The sequence below is a fragment of the Paenibacillus sp. S-38 genome (assembly GCF_049942825.1).
In the GTDB taxonomy this organism is placed as follows: Bacteria; Bacillota; Bacilli; order Paenibacillales; family NBRC-103111; genus Paenibacillus_G.
This window is the reverse complement of the sequence record NZ_CP187970.1, coordinates 6,245,619-6,264,974: the sequence shown is the minus strand read 5'-3', so window position 1 is coordinate 6,264,974 and position 19,356 is coordinate 6,245,619. Positions and strand designations below refer to the sequence as shown.

General features: G+C 54.7%; 9 protein-coding genes. 8 read left to right on the top strand and 1 reads right to left on the bottom strand.

What is annotated here, in order from left to right; all coding sequences use genetic code 11:
• Nucleotides 1-17: 17 nt before the first annotated feature.
• Entirely contained in the window at nucleotides 18-194 is a 177-nt protein-coding gene (locus ACP26L_RS27440) for a hypothetical protein (protein ID WP_426455244.1), read from the bottom strand.
• Between ACP26L_RS27440 and ACP26L_RS27435 the strand changes: the two genes are divergently transcribed.
• From ACP26L_RS27435 to ACP26L_RS27400, 8 genes are all read left to right on the top strand, one after another.
• Nucleotides 127-2,307, top strand: coding sequence for a condensation domain-containing protein (locus ACP26L_RS27435; RefSeq protein ID WP_426455111.1), 2,181 nt, complete (start codon nucleotides 127-129; stop codon nucleotides 2,305-2,307). The two genes, ACP26L_RS27440 and ACP26L_RS27435, sit on opposite strands and share 68 nt — an antisense overlap.
• 46 nt (nucleotides 2,308-2,353) lie before the next feature.
• A complete protein-coding gene (locus tag ACP26L_RS27430; protein ID WP_426448187.1) occupies nucleotides 2,354-6,145 on the top strand; it encodes an amino acid adenylation domain-containing protein in 3,792 nt (1,263 codons plus the stop codon).
• A 99-nt stretch (nucleotides 6,146-6,244) separates the two neighbouring features.
• Nucleotides 6,245-6,979 carry an aspartate/glutamate racemase family protein gene (locus tag ACP26L_RS27425; protein ID WP_426448185.1) on the top strand — a complete coding sequence of 245 codons (735 nt, stop codon included), beginning with the start codon at nucleotides 6,245-6,247 and terminating at the stop codon, nucleotides 6,977-6,979.
• A 57-nt stretch (nucleotides 6,980-7,036) separates the two neighbouring features.
• On the top strand, nucleotides 7,037-8,086 hold the full coding sequence (locus ACP26L_RS27420; protein ID WP_426448184.1) for a methyltransferase: 1,050 nt from the start codon (nucleotides 7,037-7,039) through the stop codon (nucleotides 8,084-8,086).
• A 211-nt stretch (nucleotides 8,087-8,297) separates the two neighbouring features.
• Nucleotides 8,298-9,275: an acyltransferase domain-containing protein gene (locus ACP26L_RS27415; RefSeq protein WP_426448182.1), complete on the top strand. Its 978-nt coding sequence runs from the start codon at nucleotides 8,298-8,300 to the stop codon at nucleotides 9,273-9,275.
• A 17-nt stretch (nucleotides 9,276-9,292) separates the two neighbouring features.
• A complete protein-coding gene (gene fabD, locus ACP26L_RS27410) occupies nucleotides 9,293-11,647 on the top strand; it encodes an ACP S-malonyltransferase (RefSeq protein WP_426448180.1) in 2,355 nt (784 codons plus the stop codon).
• Between the two features lie 23 nt (nucleotides 11,648-11,670).
• On the top strand, nucleotides 11,671-14,637 hold the full coding sequence (locus tag ACP26L_RS27405) for a type I polyketide synthase (protein ID WP_426448178.1): 2,967 nt from the start codon (nucleotides 11,671-11,673) through the stop codon (nucleotides 14,635-14,637).
• Nucleotides 14,637-19,337: an SDR family NAD(P)-dependent oxidoreductase gene (locus ACP26L_RS27400; RefSeq protein ID WP_426448177.1), complete on the top strand. Its 4,701-nt coding sequence runs from the start codon at nucleotides 14,637-14,639 to the stop codon at nucleotides 19,335-19,337. The genes ACP26L_RS27405 and ACP26L_RS27400 overlap by 1 nt, the downstream gene beginning before the upstream one ends.
• Nucleotides 19,338-19,356: the final 19 nt, after the last annotated feature.

Here is a 19,356-nt window from a genome sequence, read left to right as displayed (position 1 = left end):
ACCGGAAAGCCCTCATCTCAAGAAACCCCGTTCTTTGCTGCGGGTAAGCTCCTCCGGTTCCAAGATACGAACACCGTATTGCGGTGCGGGATCAGTTCCTTCGGCGTCAGCGGTACGAATTGCCACGTGGTCCTGGAAGAAGCGCCGCCTGCCGCCGGCATGGCCAGTCCCCGCAGCTCCATGATGCTCTTCACTCTCTCGGCCCGGACGGAGACCGCATTGAGAAAGTTGGCAGCCGAGTACGCTGACTGGATAGCGGGGAATCCGGACTACCGCCTGCCGGATGTATGCTATTCGGCGAACGTGGGCAGAGGCCAGTACGGCTGCCGATTGGCGATAGTGCTCCACAACCCGGAAGACTTCCGGGATAAATTGAACCGGTTGAAAGAGACGGATTGGCGGACCCTGAATCAGGGGGAGATCTACTATAGTGAGGCCCGGGAGAACGATAGGGGGGACTTCCGCCCATTGGATGAAGTGCTCCATTCGCTGGCCCATCATCCGGAGCATACGCAAGCATGGACCGAGCTCTGCAAAGCTTATGTCCAAGGCGTCGATATAGACTGGAACCGGGTGTATGATCAGCGGGATGCTTATCGTAAGATCAGTCTGCCGGTGTATCCCTTCGAGAAGCACCGCTGCTGGGTAGGCGCTGCGCCGGAGGATGAAGTTCCGAGGGAAGGGGAAGGGGGGCAGCCGGCAGAACACGGTTTGAAGACGAGTGAAGCTGTAGTCATGGAATGCTTCCGGTCGTATTTGGGATTCCCCGCCATCCGCGAAACCGATAACTTCTATGAACTGGGCGGCGATTCCATCACGGCCGTGAAGATTGTTAACGAGATTAACCGATTATTGCATACCACGGCCAAGGATATTGATTTGCTAAAGCATCCCTCCGTCTTGGAGTTCAGCAGCTTCTTGAACGGATCTATGGGAGCGTCGACGGCTATGGTTGAGCCCATCCGCAGAGTGGATAGCCGGGCGCATTATCCCTTGTCCTCCGCTCAGAGCAGAATATTTGTCATGACACAATACGACGCGGAGCTCACCATGTACAACACTCCTGTTGCTCTTATATTTGAAGGGCCTGTCGATACTAAGCGATTGCAGTCTGCATTGGACCAAGTCATCCGCAGGCATGAATCGCTGCGGACCTCCTTTGATCTGATAGATGCCGAGCCCGTACAAATCATTCATCAAGACGTAAGTGCTGTCATAGAGGTTCATAAGCAAGTCGTTGGGATGGAGCATTTGGACGGCGTGCTCAAGGAATTCACAAAACCGTTTGATTTAAGGCAGGCGCCCTTGATACGGTGTGCGCTCTATGAGGTGACCGGCGGCCATCATGCTTTTTTATTCGATATTCATCATATTATTTCCGACGGCACCTCGCTGCTGACTTTCTTTCGTGAGCTGCTGCATTATTATGAGAACGACGACGAGCTTCAGCCTCTCTCCATCCAATATAAAGACTATGCGGTATGGCAAAATGAACTGCGGCTGTCGGACGGCATGGAAGCATTGAAATCGTTCTGGATGACCCGATATTCCGGCACGCTGCCCCAATTGAACCTGCCGACGGATTACAAGAGGCCTTCCGTTAAGACGTTCGAAGGTGATCAAATCACGGGCAAGCTTGATCCGGCATTGACGGATGCGGTATATCGCTTTTCTCAAGATACGGGAGTGACCGTGTTTGTCATACTGCTTGCCGTATACCATTTGCTTTTGGCGAAGCGGACGGGCGAGGAAGATATTATCATCGGATCCGTGGTTCAAGGAAGGCCGGCCGGCGCTTTGGATGCGGTGGTTGGCATGTTTGTGCATACGATTGTTCTGCGCAATCAATCCACGAAGAAGGCTACGTTCCTCGAATTCCTGAAGCAGGTGCAGGAGAATACGCTGCAAACCCTGGAACATCAAGAGTATCCGTTCGAGGATATAGTGGCGGCCCTGAACCTGACGAGAGACCGTTCCCGTAATCCGCTGTTCGACACGGCTTTTATTATGCATAACATGTACAAGACGTCGATCCATGCGAACACGCTAAACGTGCGGCATCATCCGTTTCATAATGGAATCTCGCTGGTCGATCTCGCTCTGGAGGTTCATGAAAGCCCCGATGCTCTTGTATGTCATTGGGAATACAGCACTTCTCTCTTCCGTCAAGAGACCATCGAGTCTCTAAGTCAAGAATTCTCGGATATGCTCGGACAGATTCTGCAGAACCCGGACAGTTCTGTGGAACAGCATACTCGGCTGGACCGAAGGGGCCCTCAAGTGGAGGAAGTGGAGTTTCAGTTCTAGGCGCAGTTTGGCCAAAAATATGAATGGCTGGGTGGAGGAATCAAGGATGGAGCAGACTGTACAAGACGCAGTAGAGCTAGAGTATGCTTACCCGGACATGAACTATTGGAAGCAAAAGTTGGACGGAGAGGCCGTACTGTCCTCATTTCCGTATGACAAAACAAGAAGGAAGGTCTCGGACGGCAAAGAACGAATCCGGCGGACACTGCCCGAACCTCTCTCGGGTAAATTGTATGAAATGACGAACCATTCCCATCTCGGAGTGTTCATGATCCTGCTGTCCGGCGTGAAGTTCTTGCTGTCGAGATACAACAGGCTGGAGGATCTAGTTATTGGTGCCCCTCCCTTGGCACCGGAGAGCGGCTTCATCCCATCCCGTCCTTTATTGCTCCGCAGCCGGCTTCATCCGGAGATGACGCTTCGGGAATGGCTGGGCGCAGTGAAGGGAACGGTTACCGAAGCGTTCCGGCATCAAAATGTACCGTTTCATATCATGGCCGAACAAGTACAGCTTGTCTTCCCGCACAATGATAAGCCGCTGATTCCGACGGTCGTGATGTTCGATCCGATTCAATCCGCAGCCGCACTGGAGAATGTGGAGACGCATTTGATCTTCCGGTTCGAATGCCTCCAGGACCGCCTGGCCTTGGTGCTGGGCTATGAACGAGACTTGTATGATTCGGAAACCATGGAATATCTGATCGATTCGTTGTTCCTTTATTATGAATCGTTGCTCCGGGATTCGACCCGCGCGCTGCAGGATGTGGACATTCTGTCCGATCAGAGCTGTCAACGGATTCTTCATGAGTTTAATGCGCCCGCCGTTGCGCTGGATGCAGGAGAAGCCGCGATACCGGAATTATTCGAACAACGGGTTCGGGCCCACCCGGAGCGCACCGCTCTTATTTTTGAGGGGCAGCGGATGACCTACCGGCAGCTTAACGAAGAGGCGAACACGTTAGCCCGATATTTGGCGCATTCACTGCGATTGAAGAAGGAAGAGGCCGTCATGGTCTGCATGCAGAGGTCCCCGTATACATACGTTGCTATCCTCGGGATTCTCAAAGCGGGCGGAACGTTTATTCCTGTCGATCCGGCCGTGCCCGGAGAGCGGGTGCAGTCAATTGTGGAGGAAGCCGGAGTCCGGCTGGCGGTGACGCTTTCCCCTTGGGCACAGGTATTGAAGGGGCTTCAAGAGAGTGGCCCGTATCTAATGGATATCGTATGTTTGGATGGGGAGGAAGTAGGCGCCTTTGCGGGTGCTGCGGATCTTCCTGACTGCTCTAACTCTCAATTGGCGTATATTATTTTCACTTCGGGATCTACCGGCAAACCCAAAGGGGTGGAAATTGAGCAGAAATCCCTAGTGCAGTTCCTTCATGCGATTGACGAAGTGATCAGCCCGGCATCCCCGAAGGCAGTGTTGAATGCCGCCAGCATCTCCTTTGATTTGTTTATCTCGGAATCGTTCTATGCCCTGTTTAAGGGGATGGAAGTGGTGATCGCCAATGAGGGGGAGCATATGGATGCGGCCGAACTTGCACGGCTGCTGGAAGATCATGGGGTCGAACTGCTGATGATGACTCCCTCCAGGCTGCAGCTGCTGCTTCACCATCCGGCCGGCAGGAAGGCGTTAGCCGGGGTCAAGATGATCCTTGTCGGTGGACAGGAATTGAAATTGACCTTCCTGGAAGAACTTCGCGGATCCACCGGCGCCAGCATCGTCAATGTATACGGGCCTACCGAGGCAACCTGCCTGACGACGGCTTCGCTTCTTGGCGAATCGGCTGACATTACCATTGGACGCCCTCTTCAGAATTATAGCTGTTACATTCTGGATGACCGGCACCGGCTTCAGGTGATCGGGGGTATCGGTGAACTGGTAATCGGCGGCGGCGGGCTTGCCCGCTGTTATATGAATAACCCTGCGCTCACCAGGGAGAAGTTTGTTACCGACACGGAGCATACGAACCAGCGCTGGTACCGGACAGGGGATTTGGCCCGGTGGCTGCCTGACGGGGAGATCCAGTACTTGGGACGCATGGACAATCAGGTGAAGATACGCGGATACCGGATCGAGACCAGCGATATCGAAGCGGCGATTCTGACCCATCCCCAGGTGAATGAAGCTGTAGTGCTTGTGAATAAGGATGCGGAGGGAACCGCTTTCTTAAGTGCTTATTTGGTCTGGGATCAGGCAGGGGAAGCGGCGGGCATTCATGAATACCTGAAGCTCAAGCTGCCCGGGTATATGATCCCGGCCCACTTCGTCCAAGTACCCGAACTGCCGTTAACCGTTAACGGCAAAGTGGATACCAAGGCGCTTCAAGCCATGAATCAACATGGCGTCTTGGGCACGCGTTACCGTGCACCGAGCAATGATATTCAAAGGGTTCTTGCCGACGTATGGCAGCAGCTTTTAGGACGCGATCGGATCGGCATTGATGATCATTTCTTTCAGATCGGCGGAACTTCGTTATCCGGGGTCAAGATGGTTGCTTTGTTAAGCGACCGGTACACCATGTCGATTAACGACGTTTTCTCATACCCTACCATCGCCGAGCTCTCCGCCCATGTGATTGAGAAGCAGGGGTATTTCCTGGATATGATTGAGACCATGAAACATTCGGCCGTCACACCCCAATCGAAAGAGATCAATCGCGGAGCCAATCAGAAGCTGCTGGAGTCTTACCGGAATCGCATAGTGCTGCAGGAGCAGCCGGATCTAACGCAGCAAAAACAGTACGAGCATATCCTGCTCACCGGCGCGACCGGTTTCTTGGGCGCACATCTGGTTCACGAGCTGCTGGGAAGGACGGGGGCGCACCTTACGCTTCTGATACGGGGAGGCTCGGACGGGGAAGCAAGGCAGCATCTGACAGACCGGCTGCAGTATTATTTTGAAGATCTCCAAGGCAGCCTTGGGGATTGGAGCCGAGTAACGGTAGTGGCGGGGGATCTGACGAAGCCTGATTTGGGTCTGAGCAGGGAGTTGTATGACGATTTGGCCCTTGGGGTGGACTGCATCATTCACTGCGCTTCCCTGACAAGACACTATGGGACGGAGGAAGAGTTCCAGTCCATTAATGTGGGTGGCACAAGGGCCGTTCTGGCATTCGCCCATCAGAGCCGCCCCAAAGATGTGCATTATCTCTCTTCCATGAGCATTGCTACTGGAAGCAAAATTAAGATATTGGATGAGTTCACAGCGGATATTGAACTGTTGGATGAGAACATCAACAATCACTTCTTGCGGAGTAAAGCCGAAGCGGAAGAATGGATCCGTAAAGAGATAGGAAATGGATTAAGCTGTACCATCTATCGGTTGAATTCGCTTAATAACAATACCAGAACCGGGAAGTTCATGTTCAACAAAGAAAGCAATGCGTTCTACGCTTTTGTCCAAGGATTGAACGGACTGGGAATATACCCCGATCTCCAAGAACCGGTGCTGGACTTGACGGGAGTCGATCAAGCGGCGAATGCCATTGTTACCTTATTTGACCGGCCGGCCCTGCATAACCAGCATCATCATATCTTCAACCCGAACAGGATCAGCTGGGGACAATTCGGCGAGGAGATCCGCTCCCGCAATTCGGAGGTTCGTCTGATTCCCTTTGCATCCTTCATCGGGATGCTGGAGGAAAAGTTCAAAGACCCCGCAACGCGCCACAGCGTGATGAACGTGGTCCTTAATTTATTCCTGCTGCGAAATACGGAATGGTTAAGTTACTTGCGGGTATGCGAAAGAACAGAGAGGGATTTAAACCGTCTTGGGTTCCGATGGACCCCGATTCATGCCGATCAGATCGATTGTTACACGGAGCCTCTGTCATGAATGTCATTCTACCTTCGGGGAGGTGATGCGATTGTAGATCGGGAACTTATAGCGGTCCCGTCAGGAACCGGAATAAGTCAGTCGGAGGTGAAAAACGTCGTGAAGACCATCGGTTTAATTGGAGGACTCAGCTATGAATCGACCTTGCTGTACTACGAACATATCAATAAATTAATCAATCGCCACTTGGGGAAAACCCACTCCGCCCAGATGATCCTCAATAGCTTGGATAATGAAAAAGTCTTGGCTCTGGTCGAGGCGAATGATATGGATAAGGTAAAACGAATACTGATGGATGCGGCAGCCGTCGTCGAACAAGCAGGGGCGGATTGCCTGCTCATGTGCTGCAATTCGGTTCATAAAGTAGCCGATGCGGTGCAGCAAGCTGTAACGATTCCGCTCATTCACATCAGCGATGTGGTAGTCGACAAAATAAGCGGCATGGGCTTGGAGCGAATCGGTTTAATCGGTACCAACTTTACGATGAGCGATTCGTTCTACAAGAGCAGGCTGGAGGCCAAGTCTGTAGCTGTGTTGCTGCCGGGACAAGAAGACCGGGACTTTATGCATGGTGTCATTTTCAACGAATTGGTTGTGGGCCGAATCACGATGGAGTCCAAGCTTGCTTTTCAGCGAATCATCCGTGACTTGATTGACCGGGGGGCCCAAGGGATTATTCTGGGCTGCACCGAGATCCCCCTGCTCATTCATCCGGATGATGTAAGCGTTCCCGTGTTTGATGCGGCGCTGCTGCATGCCGAGAAGGCAGTTGAGTTTGTGCTGAACCATGGACGGAAGCCCGCTGAAATCAAGGAACTGAATCCTGTTGTATAACTATCACGTTCAATCGCGTTCGGGTGATCATTTCAATCGAAAAGAGGAGATCGGACAATGGAAACTTCAAATGTAAAAGAAGTGGAAAAGAACGAACGGGGGGGCATCCCACCGCAAGCGGTTGTTATGGGGTCGATCAGCGGTTACTTTTTTTCTTTTGTGATCAAAACGGCAGTGGATTTGGGCGTCTTCAAAGCTTTGAAGGAGGGCGTGGCAACAAAGGAGGCCTTAAGCGCCTATCTAGAAGTGGATGCCAAGTCCTTACATAGACTGATGAGGGCCCTCGTGTCGATGGAACTGGTGACCTTGAACGCATCGGGCCAATACGCGGTTACGGTTCTGGGCCAAACCCTGCAGCCGGGCCCTACTCCTCAATCGATTGAGCCTCTTGCAGAATATATGCTGAGCGACTTTATTGTAGAGGCCATGGCGAAGTTAAAGAACAGCATTCGTACAGGACAGCCGTCTTTTGATAATTCCGCTTGGTACCAAGCCGGCAAAGTCGATACCGAACAGCAGCAAATTGTAAACCGGGCTATGGAAGTGTATTCCAAGGTTAGCCTGCCGGCCATTTTAACATCGTATTCCTTCGAGACCTTCCATGTCATCGTGGATGTCGCAGGCGGCTTGGGGCACATCCTGACAGGCATCCTGCGCACCAACCCCCAGGCCAAAGGCGTGCTGTACGATCTTCCTACAACGATCGAACGGGCGCAGAACTATATCGAATCCGTCGGGATGACCGAACGCTGTGAACTGATCCCCGGTGATATGTTCAAGTCGATCCCTGCAGGCGGAGACTTGTATATTATCAGCAAAGCGTTGAACGATTGGGATGACGCTCATGTCCTGCGTACCCTTACCAATATCAGAGAGGCGATGTCCGGGGAATCCAAGCTGATCATTATTGAAATGCTTGTGGATGACACGCACCCGACACAAGAAGAATCGATCCGGGATCTGTTCTTCCTTGCCATTACTCCAGGCGGCGGAGTCCGGACCCGATCGGAATTCACGCAGCTGATCGAGCAGGCGGGCATGAACATCTCCCGGATTATTCCGGCATCCGACCAATTCTGCATCATCGAATGCGAGCCAAAGAACTAGTCTGCTGTTATTGATGCGCACCCTTATCTATTACACCGGAACGTAGGGTTTGAAACCAAGGGTTCGTCAGCTCCCTTGCTGGTTCACCAGGTACCGGCAGGGGCTGCTGACAAAGCCGTCCGGACAACGGGCAACTGGCATTGAGGGCAATCCAAAGTGGACAAGATTATAGCGGAAGAGGTGTTGCAGGGTGGGCCGGCCAGTCATCTTCATGTACTCGGGACAAGGTTCGCAGTATTATGGCATGGGCCAAGCGCTCTTTCAGTCCAATGCCATTTTCCATTCCTGGATGAAGCGCTTGAATGACAAAGTGATCGATCTGATCGGCGAGTCTGTATTGGAGCGGCTGTATGCCCCTGGCAAGAAATATGGCGATCTATTCGACCGGACGCTGTATACGCATATCTCTATTTTTATGGTGGAATGCGCTGCCACTGAACTGTTGATGTACCATGGACTCTACCCTAAAGCCGTCGTAGGATCGAGCCTGGGTGAATTTGCGGCTGCTGTCGCAGCCGGCGTATGGGACATGGACACGGCTTTGCAGGCCGTGATCAAACAAGCTCAGCTTCTTGAATCCCGCTGCAGCGAAGGCGGGATGCTGGCCGTCTTAAGCGACATCTCCTTGTATGAATCCTCCCCTATCTTATACGAGAATTGCGATCTGGTTTCCGTCAACGGCCCTGCTCATTATATCGTCTCGGGGAGCATGGCAGGGATCGCCAAGGCAGAGAGCTTCCTGAAGACCCAAGGCGCTGCGGCGCTAAGGCTGCCGGTATTGCAGGGCTTCCACTCCCCGCTCATGGATCCGGCAGCCGAAGAATACCGGGCATTCTTACTGCGGTATCCCATGCGTCAGCCCGCAATTACCTATGTGTCGAGTTTGTATGGCGCCCCGGTAGATCGGCTCGAGGGGGATTACTTCTGGCAGATCATCCGCAAGCCGATCCGGCTTACTGAGGCCCTGTCTGATTTGAGGGAACAGGAGGGCGGGGCGGTCTACTTCGATCTTGGGCCTTTCGGGACCATGGCGAATATGTTGAAGAAGCTCGTTCCGCCCCCCGATCAACAGGTTATTCTTCCCTTGATTACGCCGTTCCACCAGGAGCTTAGAGTCTTGGAGAATATCCTGGGAGCGTATGCTAATCCCGCGCAGCCTCTTTCTCGCCTAAGCACGTTTACTACGTAACAAAGGGGGAAATCCACATGTTAGCCTTTGTGTTTCCGGGCCAAGGCTCTCAAAGAAAAGGGATGGGCGGGGAGTTATTCGATGAATTCCCCGAGATCACGAGGCAAGCAGACCAGGTATTAGGCTATTCGATAAAAGAATTATGCTTGTTCGATGCCGAACAACGGTTGAATAAGACCCAGTATACCCAGCCGGCCCTATATACCGTCAACGCTTTGATGTATCTGAAGACGATTCGGGATACCGGAATGAAGCCGGATCTGCTTGCAGGGCACAGTCTTGGAGAATACAGCGCCTTGTTTGCTGCGGGGGCGTTTGACTTCGCGACGGGGCTGCAGCTGGTGAAAAAAAGAGGAGAGCTGATGAGCCTTGCGGCAGGCGGCGCAATGGCGGCTGTGATTGGTCTGGACCCGGCGGGTGTCCGGGGCCTGTTGGAGCAGCACAGGCTGCAGGCTATCGATATTGCCAATTATAACTCGCCGAAGCAGCTGGTAATCTCCGGATTAAAAGAAGACGTGGACCGGGCCAAGCCCCTGTTCGAGTCGGAAGAGGGTGTCACTTATGTGCCTTTAACGGTCAGCGGGGCTTTTCACTCCCGGTATATGCGACAGGCGATGGAGCGCTTCGAAGTTTATTTGGAATCGTTCGAATTCGCCGGGCTTGCCATTCCCGTGCTCTCGAATGTCAGCGCAAGACCGTATCGGTTCAGTGAGATCCCATCGAATTTGACCAAGCAGATCACGCATTCGGTCCAATGGTGTGAAACCGTACAGGTGATGCTGGGACTGGATGGCATAGAAATGAAGGAGATTGGTCCGGGCCATGTGCTGACAGGGCTGGTCAAGCGCATTGGCCAGGAAGCGGCTCCGATCCGCCTGTCTCCCGAAGAATGGCGTCATCCTGCGAGAGAAGAAGGATCTCAGAACTCCGATGGTCACAGCAGAGCTAAGGCGCCTCCGGTATCCTTCGTACAGCCCCTGCCCGCAAGCAGGGCCGAGATGCTGGGCTGCAGTCAATTCAAACAAGACTATGGTTTGAAGTATGCCTATTTGGCAGGCGCGATGTATAAAGGCATCGCCTCCAAGGACTTGGTGGTGAGAATGGGCCGTGCCGGGATGATGGGATTCCTGGGTACCGGCGGACTCGGTCTCCGCCAGATCGAGGAAGCCATTCAATCCATCCAACGCGAGCTGCGTGACGGTCAAGCCTACGGTATGAACCTGCTGCATCAAGCAAACAAACCGGAGAGAGAAGAAGAGCAGGCCCGGCTCTTCATACAATACGGTATCCGCAACATCGAAGCTGCGGCGTATATTACGATGACGCCCGCACTCGTTCTCTTCCGCGCCCATGGCTTATCGATGAACCCGGACGGAAGTGTCGGGGCGAACAACCGGATCATCGGGAAGGTTTCGCGGCCCGAGGTGGCCGAAATGTTCCTCAGTCCCGCCCCGGAACCCCTGGTGGACAAAATGCTGCGGCAAAACCGGATCACCAGAGAGCAGGCCCGAATGTTACAGCAGGTTCCCATGGCCGATGATCTGTGTTTGGAAGCAGACTCGGGGGGACATACGGACGGCGGGGTCGCTTATGTTCTGATGCCGGCCATCACCAGGCTCCGGGATGAGATGATGCGAAAGTATGGGTACCGCAAGAGGGTGAGAATTGGCGCAGCAGGGGGAATTGGCACCCCAGAGGCCGCTGCGGCCGCCTTCATGCTGGGGGCGGATTTTATTGTAACGGGATCGATTAACCAATGTACGGTTGAAGCGGGAACCAGCGACGCGGTGAAGGATTTGCTGCAGCAGATGAATATTCAGGATACGACCTATGCCCCGGCAGGGGATATGTTCGAGATCGGAGCCCGGGTGCAGGTGTTGAGGAAAGGGGTATTCTTTCCGGCCAGGGCCAACAAGCTGTATGAGTTGTACGTCCAGCACAATTCCATCGACGAGATCGAGGAGAAAGTAAAAAAACAACTTCAAGAACGATATTTCAAACGCAGCTTCCAGGAAGTATACGATGAAGTGAAGCGGCATTACTCCGAAGAGGAGATGGAGAAGGCGGAGAGCAATCCGAAGCGCAAGATGGCGATGATCTTCAAATGGTACTTCGCCAATTCATCCCGGATGGCGATAGCCGGTACGCCGGACTGCCAGGTCGATTACCAGATTCACTGCGGACCGGCCCTAGGCGCATTCAACCAATGGGTGAAAGGGACCGAATGGGAGTCCTGGAACCGGCGTCATGTCGACGAACTTGGGATTAAAATCATGACGGACACAGCTGAACTGTTATACCGCAGAACTCAGTGGGAGCCGGAGGCCGTCAGGATGGACGTACAGCGCGAGACGGCATCTGTCCCATCATAGACCGATCGAGAAGAGTGAGACCAATGAGAAGGAAAAAAACGGATATCGCGGTGATAGGCATGTCCTGCCGGTTTCCAGGGGCTGAAGGGTACGAACAATTTTGGTCCAACCTGGAGAATGGCGTAAATTCCATAAGGGAGATTACGCCGGATCGCTGGAACCTGGATACATATTATTCTCCGGACTCGGATGAACCGGGGAAGAGTGTCAGCAAATGGTGCGGACTGCTCGACGGCATTTTTGACTTCGACAACCAATTCTTCAATATCTCCCCCCGCGAGGCGGCCAACATGGATCCGCAGCAGCGATTAGTAATGGAAGAAACTTGGCGCTGCATCGAGGATTCGGGCATCCCGCTTCGAACGCTTCAACAAACAACAACGGCGGTCTATGTTGGCGTAATGACGACGGATTATCGGCAGAATATGCTGAGTCCGGAACTTGCGCCGGACAGCTACGCCTGTTTGGGCAGCTATGAGAGCATCCTCGCTAACCGGATCTCCCATCTGTTTGATTTACAGGGGGCAAGCATGCCGGTGAACGCAGCGTGCGCTTCATCTCTGGTGGCCATCCATGAAGCGAAGCGGGCGTTGATGCTGGGGGAGTGCGATTATGCGATCGTGGCCTGCGTAAACGCCAATACCCATCCTTGGAAGTACGTTTCGTTCTCCAAATCCCGGATGTTAAGTCCGGACGGACAATGCAGGACCTTCGATATCGACGCAAACGGGTATGTTCCGGGAGACGGCGTAGGGGTTCTGCTGCTGCAGCGGGGGGAGGGGGCTGTCGAGGACGGCAATGCCATCTATGGGATGATTAAAGGGAGTGCCGTGAACCATGTGGGCCGAAGTTTGTCTATCACAGCTCCCCGGATGGAAGCGCAAAGAGATGTCATTATAAGCGCCTACCGGGATGCGGGAATTCATCCCGAATCCGTAACGTATGTAGAGGCGCATGGTACGGGGACTTCCCTGGGAGATCCGATAGAGTTGGAAGCATTGACCCGTGCATTCCGGGAGTATACGCAGCGCAGACAATATTGCAGGATCGGCTCCGTCAAGACGAACATCGGCCATTTGGAAGGTGCGGCAGGGATAGCCGGTATAATCAAAATTTTAATGATGATGAAGCATAAAAAAATTCCCGCATCGCTGAACGTGAAGACGCTCAACCCCATCATTCCTTTTGAAGAAACGCCCTTTGTCGTCTCGACGGGGTGCGAGGCATGGAAGCGCGGAGAAGAGGAGCAACCCCTAAGAGCGGGGGTCAGTTCATTCGGATTCGGCGGCGTCAATGCGCACGTCTTGCTTGAAGAATATCCGCAGCTAAGCTCGGAGGAAGAGCCGGAAGAAGAACGGATCCCGGAAGAGCCCGAGCCCTTCATTCTATCCGCCAAGCATCCGGAGAGCCTGCAGAGGATGATGAGGGATTGGGAAGCCCTGCTCTGCAGCGATGCGATCCATCCTTTCCGTCTTCATGATGTATGTCTCACGCTGCTTCACGGCAGAGAGTCTTTTCCCTACCGATACGGCAGGCTGGTCAAGAACAAGGAAGAACTTATCGAGGCAGTGCGATCGGCACAAGCCCATCCTCCGGCCAAAGTGAACAAGCGGGCCTTTGGATTACATATTGGGGAACTCCCCTGGCACGGTTATACGGATATTGAGCCTCTGGTGACGGGGTGCTCCCTGTTCAAACAGAAAGTCGAACTGGCGATGAAAGCGCTTAAAGGGATACGGGTACACCGTTCGGTGTGGAGCGGCTTTTATGAGGAGGCCTGGAACGGACCCCACCGTTCCCTTTATTTATTCATATGCGGATATGCTTATGCCGCTTCTCTCTTGGAGCTTGGGTTCAAGCCGGAGCTGGTCTCGGCGGAGAAATCGGGGACCTGGGTCGCTCTGGCGATCACCGGGATGCTCAGCCTGAATGACATCCTGGCGGCAGTAAGCGGCAAATCAAGGCTGAGGGAGGAGCCCCTCGCGCGGCCTGCCGTCCCTTTCTACGACAGCATGAACCGGGAGACGTATATGCCCTTTCGGTTTCACGAAGGATATGTTCTCGAACTCCTGGACAGTTTGGGCGGCCGTACCTTGGATTATCTTCGGGAGTATGTCCTGAAGGCAAGGCTGCTGTATGAAAGCCAGCATACCTTCAAAAAGTATTTGAATGATTGGATGGACTTGATCCAAGACGCCAGCCATCTCAGCATGCGGACTTGGCTGCACGATCAACGCCTCTTGTCGGCGGGAGCGGAAGAGTTCAGAACGGAAAAAACGCTTCTGCTCGTATCGATTGTTCATTCGCTCCAGAAGCTGAACCGAAAGTGGGATCTGCAGGAGCAAAGGCACATTCCCGATCTTCGGTTCTATGAACTGATCGACCTGCTCGTGGACGAGGTCATGCCCAAAGAGGTGATTGCCGCTTGGGTCACGGGCGGCATCCCGGATCTCGTTCAGGCGGCCGCAAAGCTTCAGCACAATCAGAGTAAAATAAATGAAAACCGCCCTTATTCCCTCCTGCGAAAGCATAATGAGCACTTGCGGGAAATTGCCGATGTCCGGGAGTGGATCGAAGCAGCGGAAGGAGCCGAAGCGGCCATTCCCCATTCCGGGAACCGGACGGATGTTATTGCAGGAAAGACGGCTGCAGCACGACGCAGTGAAGAGATCCGGCTGGGGCTGGAGGGCGACATCATGACCTGTTTCAAGGAAAACTTGCTCTGCTTGTGGTCGGGCGGAGTGGAAGTCCGCTGGGAAGCCTTCTACCGCAGCGTGCCCTTTCGGAAGGTTCACTTGCCGGCTTATCGCTTCCAGCGTGAAACGTTCCGGCTATCCGGCTCCAAGGAAAGCGGTGCCGCCTCCGATTTCCCAGCAGCCGCCCCGGTGATGCAGGATGTGAGTGATGAACAGCTCAAACAGCTTCTAATCAAGCTGGCAGCGGGGGAGATGGAAGTCCGGGAAATCAAGATGAGGATGGGGGATGCCTGATGGCTTGGAAACAATGGAGCATAGATCGTGTGCTGCATAGGATCAAAGAAGGGGAGATCACTGCGGATGAGGGATTTGAGCTGATCAAAACCATCCGGCAGGAAGGTCAGCCGGCCAGGATGGATTCTCCGGATCAGCGTGCGGCGTATTACCAACCCGTATGGGAAGAGCGGAATCTCCCTGCTGCGGCACGTAAGCCGGAGCGGGTGCTGTTGTTCGATACGACTCCGGAGCTTGGTCACCGGCTGGGGTCTCTCGGTGTCCAGACGGTGCTGATTCAGCCCGGAGAGGATTACGCCCGGCTCGATTCGCAGCGGTATACCCTCCATCCAAGCCGGCAGGAAGACTACCAGCGGCTGATCGCTTCGCTGAAGCAGGAGCAAGCGCTGCCTGAATGCATTCTTCATTATTGGTCACGCGAAGCGTTCAGGGCCGAACCCCTGCAGCTCCAGCATCAGCTTGAGCATGGGGTTTATTCGCTGTTTTATTTGAGCAGGGCGCTTATGGAGCACCAAGCGAGGGAAGAGATCAAGCTGCTGTATATCTATGATGCGCAGGGCCGCAATCAACCCCAGTATAGCGGCGTGAATGGATTGACCAAATCGGTCCGCAAAGAAAACCCGCTGTGGGTCTATAAGACCGTGGAACTAGACGGCATGACGCAGGGGACAGCAGCCTCTCTGCTCCGGGAGTTCGCAGCAAAGGATGAAGAGGATGACCTTTTGTACCGGGGGAATCAACGGCTGGTCAAGACCATGCAGCCGGTCAACGGGAAGGGCATCCCATTCTCGTTAAGGAAAAAGGGGAACTATCTCATCACCGGGGGACTCGGGGGGGTAGGGTATACGTTTGCCTCTTATCTTGCGGAACGGACCCAAGGAAAACTGATCATTACCGGACGGTCGGAACCGGACTCCGAACAGAAGCACCGGCTCAGGGAGCTCGAACAATGGGGAGCCGAAGCATTATATATCCGGGCGGACGTGTCCAGTCGCCAAGAAGTGGATTCCCTGGCAGCAGAGGCGAGGCTTCAATGCGCTGAACTCCATGGCGTCATTCATGCGGCGGGCATCGTGAAGGATGCCTTTCTCTTCAATAAATCGGCAGCACAAATGGGGGAGGTGCTGGGTCCTAAGCTGTACGGAACCGTCTGGCTCGATGAGGCGACCCGTCACGAGCCCCTGGATTTCTTCGTCATGTTCTCCTCGCTCATGTCGATCCTCGGCAATGCGGGGCAATGCGACTATACGTACGCCAATGCGTTCATGGACGGGTATGCCTTCCTGCGGGACGGGCTGAGGGAGCAGGGGCAGCGGCGCGGAAAGACGGTTTCGATCAACTGGCCGCTCTGGATGGAAGGCGGGATGAAGGTCGACGAACCTACGCTCACCTTCATGGAGAATACGATGGGAATACTCCCTATATCCGACGAGCAGGGCATTCTGGCCTTCGAGGAGGCTCTCGCGCAGCAGGTCAGCCAGTTGGTGGTGTTGAAAGAGAGCGGCAAAAGGAAACTCGGGCTGTTCCACCCCGAATCCGGGCCTTCCGTCGATCCGGGCCTTCTTGCAGTTCCCCCCGTCGATGCAGAGCAACTGCTGCGGCACGTTAGCCAGGATGTTAAGAAAATCGCCTCGGAGATTCTGTATGTCGATGCCGGTAAGATCGACATGGACGCAGACAAGAGCGAATATGGTTTCGATTCCATCTCCACAACGGACTTTATGAACCGTATCAATAAACAGTTTCATTTGGAACTGACGCCACCGGTATTCTATGAATATCCGGATCTGAGATCGTTTGCCGAATTTCTTCATGCCAAATACAAGGGGACGCTCCTCACCCTGTATGCCCAGCGTATGCAGCCGGCGGAGCCGCAGAACGCGGGGAGCGCAGGCAGAAGGGGGACGCCGGCGGCCGGGCCGGAGGCGAACCCCGCTGCGGCGCAGGCCGTTTCGGCTGCCAGGGCGGTGTCACCGCAAGACCCACTCTCCCGCCCGAAGAACGAGCCGGTCGCCATTATCGGTGTATCGGCCGTCATGCCGGGAGCGGATAACCTGGAGGAACTCTGGGAGAGTCTGCTCACCGGGAAGGATGCGATCGGCGAAATCCCGGCGGACCGCTGGGATTGGAGATCGTATTACGGAGACCCGGTCAAGGAGACGAATAAAACCCAGGTGAAGTGGGGCGGATTCATGAAGGATATCGATAAGTTCGATGCGTTATTCTTCGGCATATCGCCCCGCGAAGCGGAGCTGATGGACCCCCGCCAGCGAATATACCTGGAGACCGTATGGAAGGTGCTCGAAGACGCCGGCTGTAAACCCTCCTCCCTATCGGGGACAAATACGGGGTTGTTTGTGGGTGTCGGCAGTTCGGATTACTACGATCTCTTGAATGAAAGCGGAGTGGAGCTCCAAGCCCATATACCCACTGGGGTATTTAATTCGATTCTGACCAACCGCATATCGTATTTGCTGAATCTGCATGGACCGAGCGAGCCGATCGATACCGCTTGTTCGAGCTCGCTGGTAGCGATTCACCGTGCGGTTGAAAGCCTAAGAAGCGGCGAATGCCGTCTGGCCATTGCAGGGGGCATCAATGTTCTCACGAGCCCGAATCTGTATATCTCCTTGAGTAAAGCCGGTATGCTGTCGGAAGACGGCCGATGCAAGACATTCGATAAGAAAGCGAACGGATACGTAAGGGGGGAGGGCAGCGCGGCATTGCTCCTCAAGCCCCTATCCGATGCGGAGAGAGACGGGGACCCGATCTATGCGGTCATTCGGGGCTCTTCGGTCAATCATGGCGGGCATGCGAATTCGCTGACTGCCCCGAATCCGAATGCGCAGGCGGATCTCATCGCCGATGCCTGGACCAAGGCCGGAGTGGATCCTTCGAAGGCCGGCTACATCGAGGTGCACGGATCGGGCACCCCGCTCGGAGATCCCATCGAGATCAATGGGCTGAAGAAAGCGTTCGGGCAGTTGTATGCGGAGCGGAACCAGGCTTTCACGGATGAAGAGCGCTGCGGGCTTGGTACGATCAAGACCCAGATAGGGCATCTGGAATCGGCGGCGGGGATTGCTGGATTCATCAAGGTGCTGCTCTGCATGAAGCATGGCAAGTTGGTGAAGAACCTCCATTTCGAGGAGCTGAATCCGTATATCGATTTGAAGGACAGCCCCTTCTATGTGGTGAAGGAGACGATGGATTGGAAGCGGGCGGAAGAAGGGACGGCAAGACTGGCGGGAGTCAGCTCCTTTGGTTTTGGCGGCGTGAATGCCCATGTGGTCGTGGAAGAATACTTGGGTTCGTCAGGCCGGTCCGGCAGTGCGGATGATCCGCAGCTGATTCTGCTCTCGGCCAAGAATGAGAACCGGTTGACCCAGTATGTTCGCCATCTGGCCGACTTTCTCGCGAACAATGAGGTCCGTCTGAGCGATCTGGCCTACACCTTGCAGACAGGCAGAGAAAGCATGGAGGAGCGGATCGCGATAGCGGCCCGAAGCGTCGAAGAGGTGAAGGGGACATTGGCGCTTGTTCTTCAAGGAGAAAGGGACGTGGAGGAGGTATACCGGGGGAATGCCAAAAAAAGCGGCTCTCTGATCGGTTCATTGATGGAAGGGGAAGAGGGACGGACGTTCATCCACAGCCTGCTGGAGGGAAGGAAGCTGGGCCCATTAGCCAAGCTCTGGTTGTCCGGGACCGACATCCCCTGGGAACGGCTGTACGATCAGCATGTGTATCAACCCCGCCGAATCTCCCTGCCAACCTACCCTTTCGCCAGAGAACGCTACTGGATTCCGCAAGGCGGGGACAAGAGGAAGACGCCTGCGCTGCAGTTCGAGCCGATCCATCCGCTGGTTCACCAGAATACATCGGATTTGAACGAGCTGAGGTTCAGCTCCAAGTTTACCGGCAGGGAGCGCTTCCTTGCAGATCTTCAAGGAACGGGGCGCAGGACGCTGCTTGGGGCTGCACATCTTGAGATGGCCCGGAGCGCCGTAGGCCAAGCGGCCGGCATCACGGAAGAGGAGCGGCCGAGCCTCCGGCTGAGCGACGTGTTCTGGGGCATGCCCCTGGAAGTGGACGGACGGCCTGCCGACATTCATCTTGGGGTGTACCGGGAGGAAGACGGCTGGATCGGGTACGAAATTTACGGCGGGCAGGACGGAAGCGGCGAAAGCATCGTGTACAGCCGTGGACGTGCCGCTTTTGTCCAGGGCGAACCTGGTCAGCGGAGGGATCTTTCGGCTCTGCAGGCGGAGTGCAGTGAACGCACGGTGATGTCCGCCGCCTATTATGAGGCATTGGAACGCAGGGGCCTCTTCTACGAAGAAGGCCACCGCGGGATCGAGCAAATCCATGTGGGCCAGGAGCAGGCGCTGGCCCAACTATCGCTGCCGGCAGTCTGGGCGGCCGATCAGCCGGCCTATGTCCTGCATCCCTGTATAGTGGAAGCGGCTCTGAGCGTAGCCCATCTCTGGACGATGGGGCAGGAGAAGGGAACAGCGGCAAGCCGGCCGTTCGGGCCTCATGCGCTGGAAGAGATGGAGGTCTACCGTCCCTGCACAAGCTCCATGTGGGCCCAGGTCCGCCCCAGCGGAGGGAACAGGGAAGACGGGAGACAGCGGATGGATATCGAGATGTACGATGATCAGGGAACTGTTTGCATCCGGATGAGAGGGTTCACCCTATAACGTACAGAAGGAGGTTGAG

Excerpts from the sequence above, each read along its gene's own strand:
- ACP26L_RS27430 (WP_426448187.1), top strand. The coding sequence starts at position 2,354 with ATGGAGCAGACTGTACAAGACGCAGTAGAGCTAGAGTATGCTTACCCG.
- ACP26L_RS27420 (WP_426448184.1), top strand. The coding sequence starts at position 7,037 with ATGGAAACTTCAAATGTAAAAGAAGTGGAAAAGAACGAACGGGGGGGC.
- ACP26L_RS27415 (WP_426448182.1), top strand. The coding sequence starts at position 8,298 with ATGTACTCGGGACAAGGTTCGCAGTATTATGGCATGGGCCAAGCGCTC.
- fabD (WP_426448180.1), top strand. The coding sequence starts at position 9,293 with ATGTTAGCCTTTGTGTTTCCGGGCCAAGGCTCTCAAAGAAAAGGGATG.
- ACP26L_RS27405 (WP_426448178.1), top strand. The coding sequence starts at position 11,671 with ATGAGAAGGAAAAAAACGGATATCGCGGTGATAGGCATGTCCTGCCGG.
- ACP26L_RS27400 (WP_426448177.1), top strand. The coding sequence starts at position 14,637 with ATGGCTTGGAAACAATGGAGCATAGATCGTGTGCTGCATAGGATCAAA.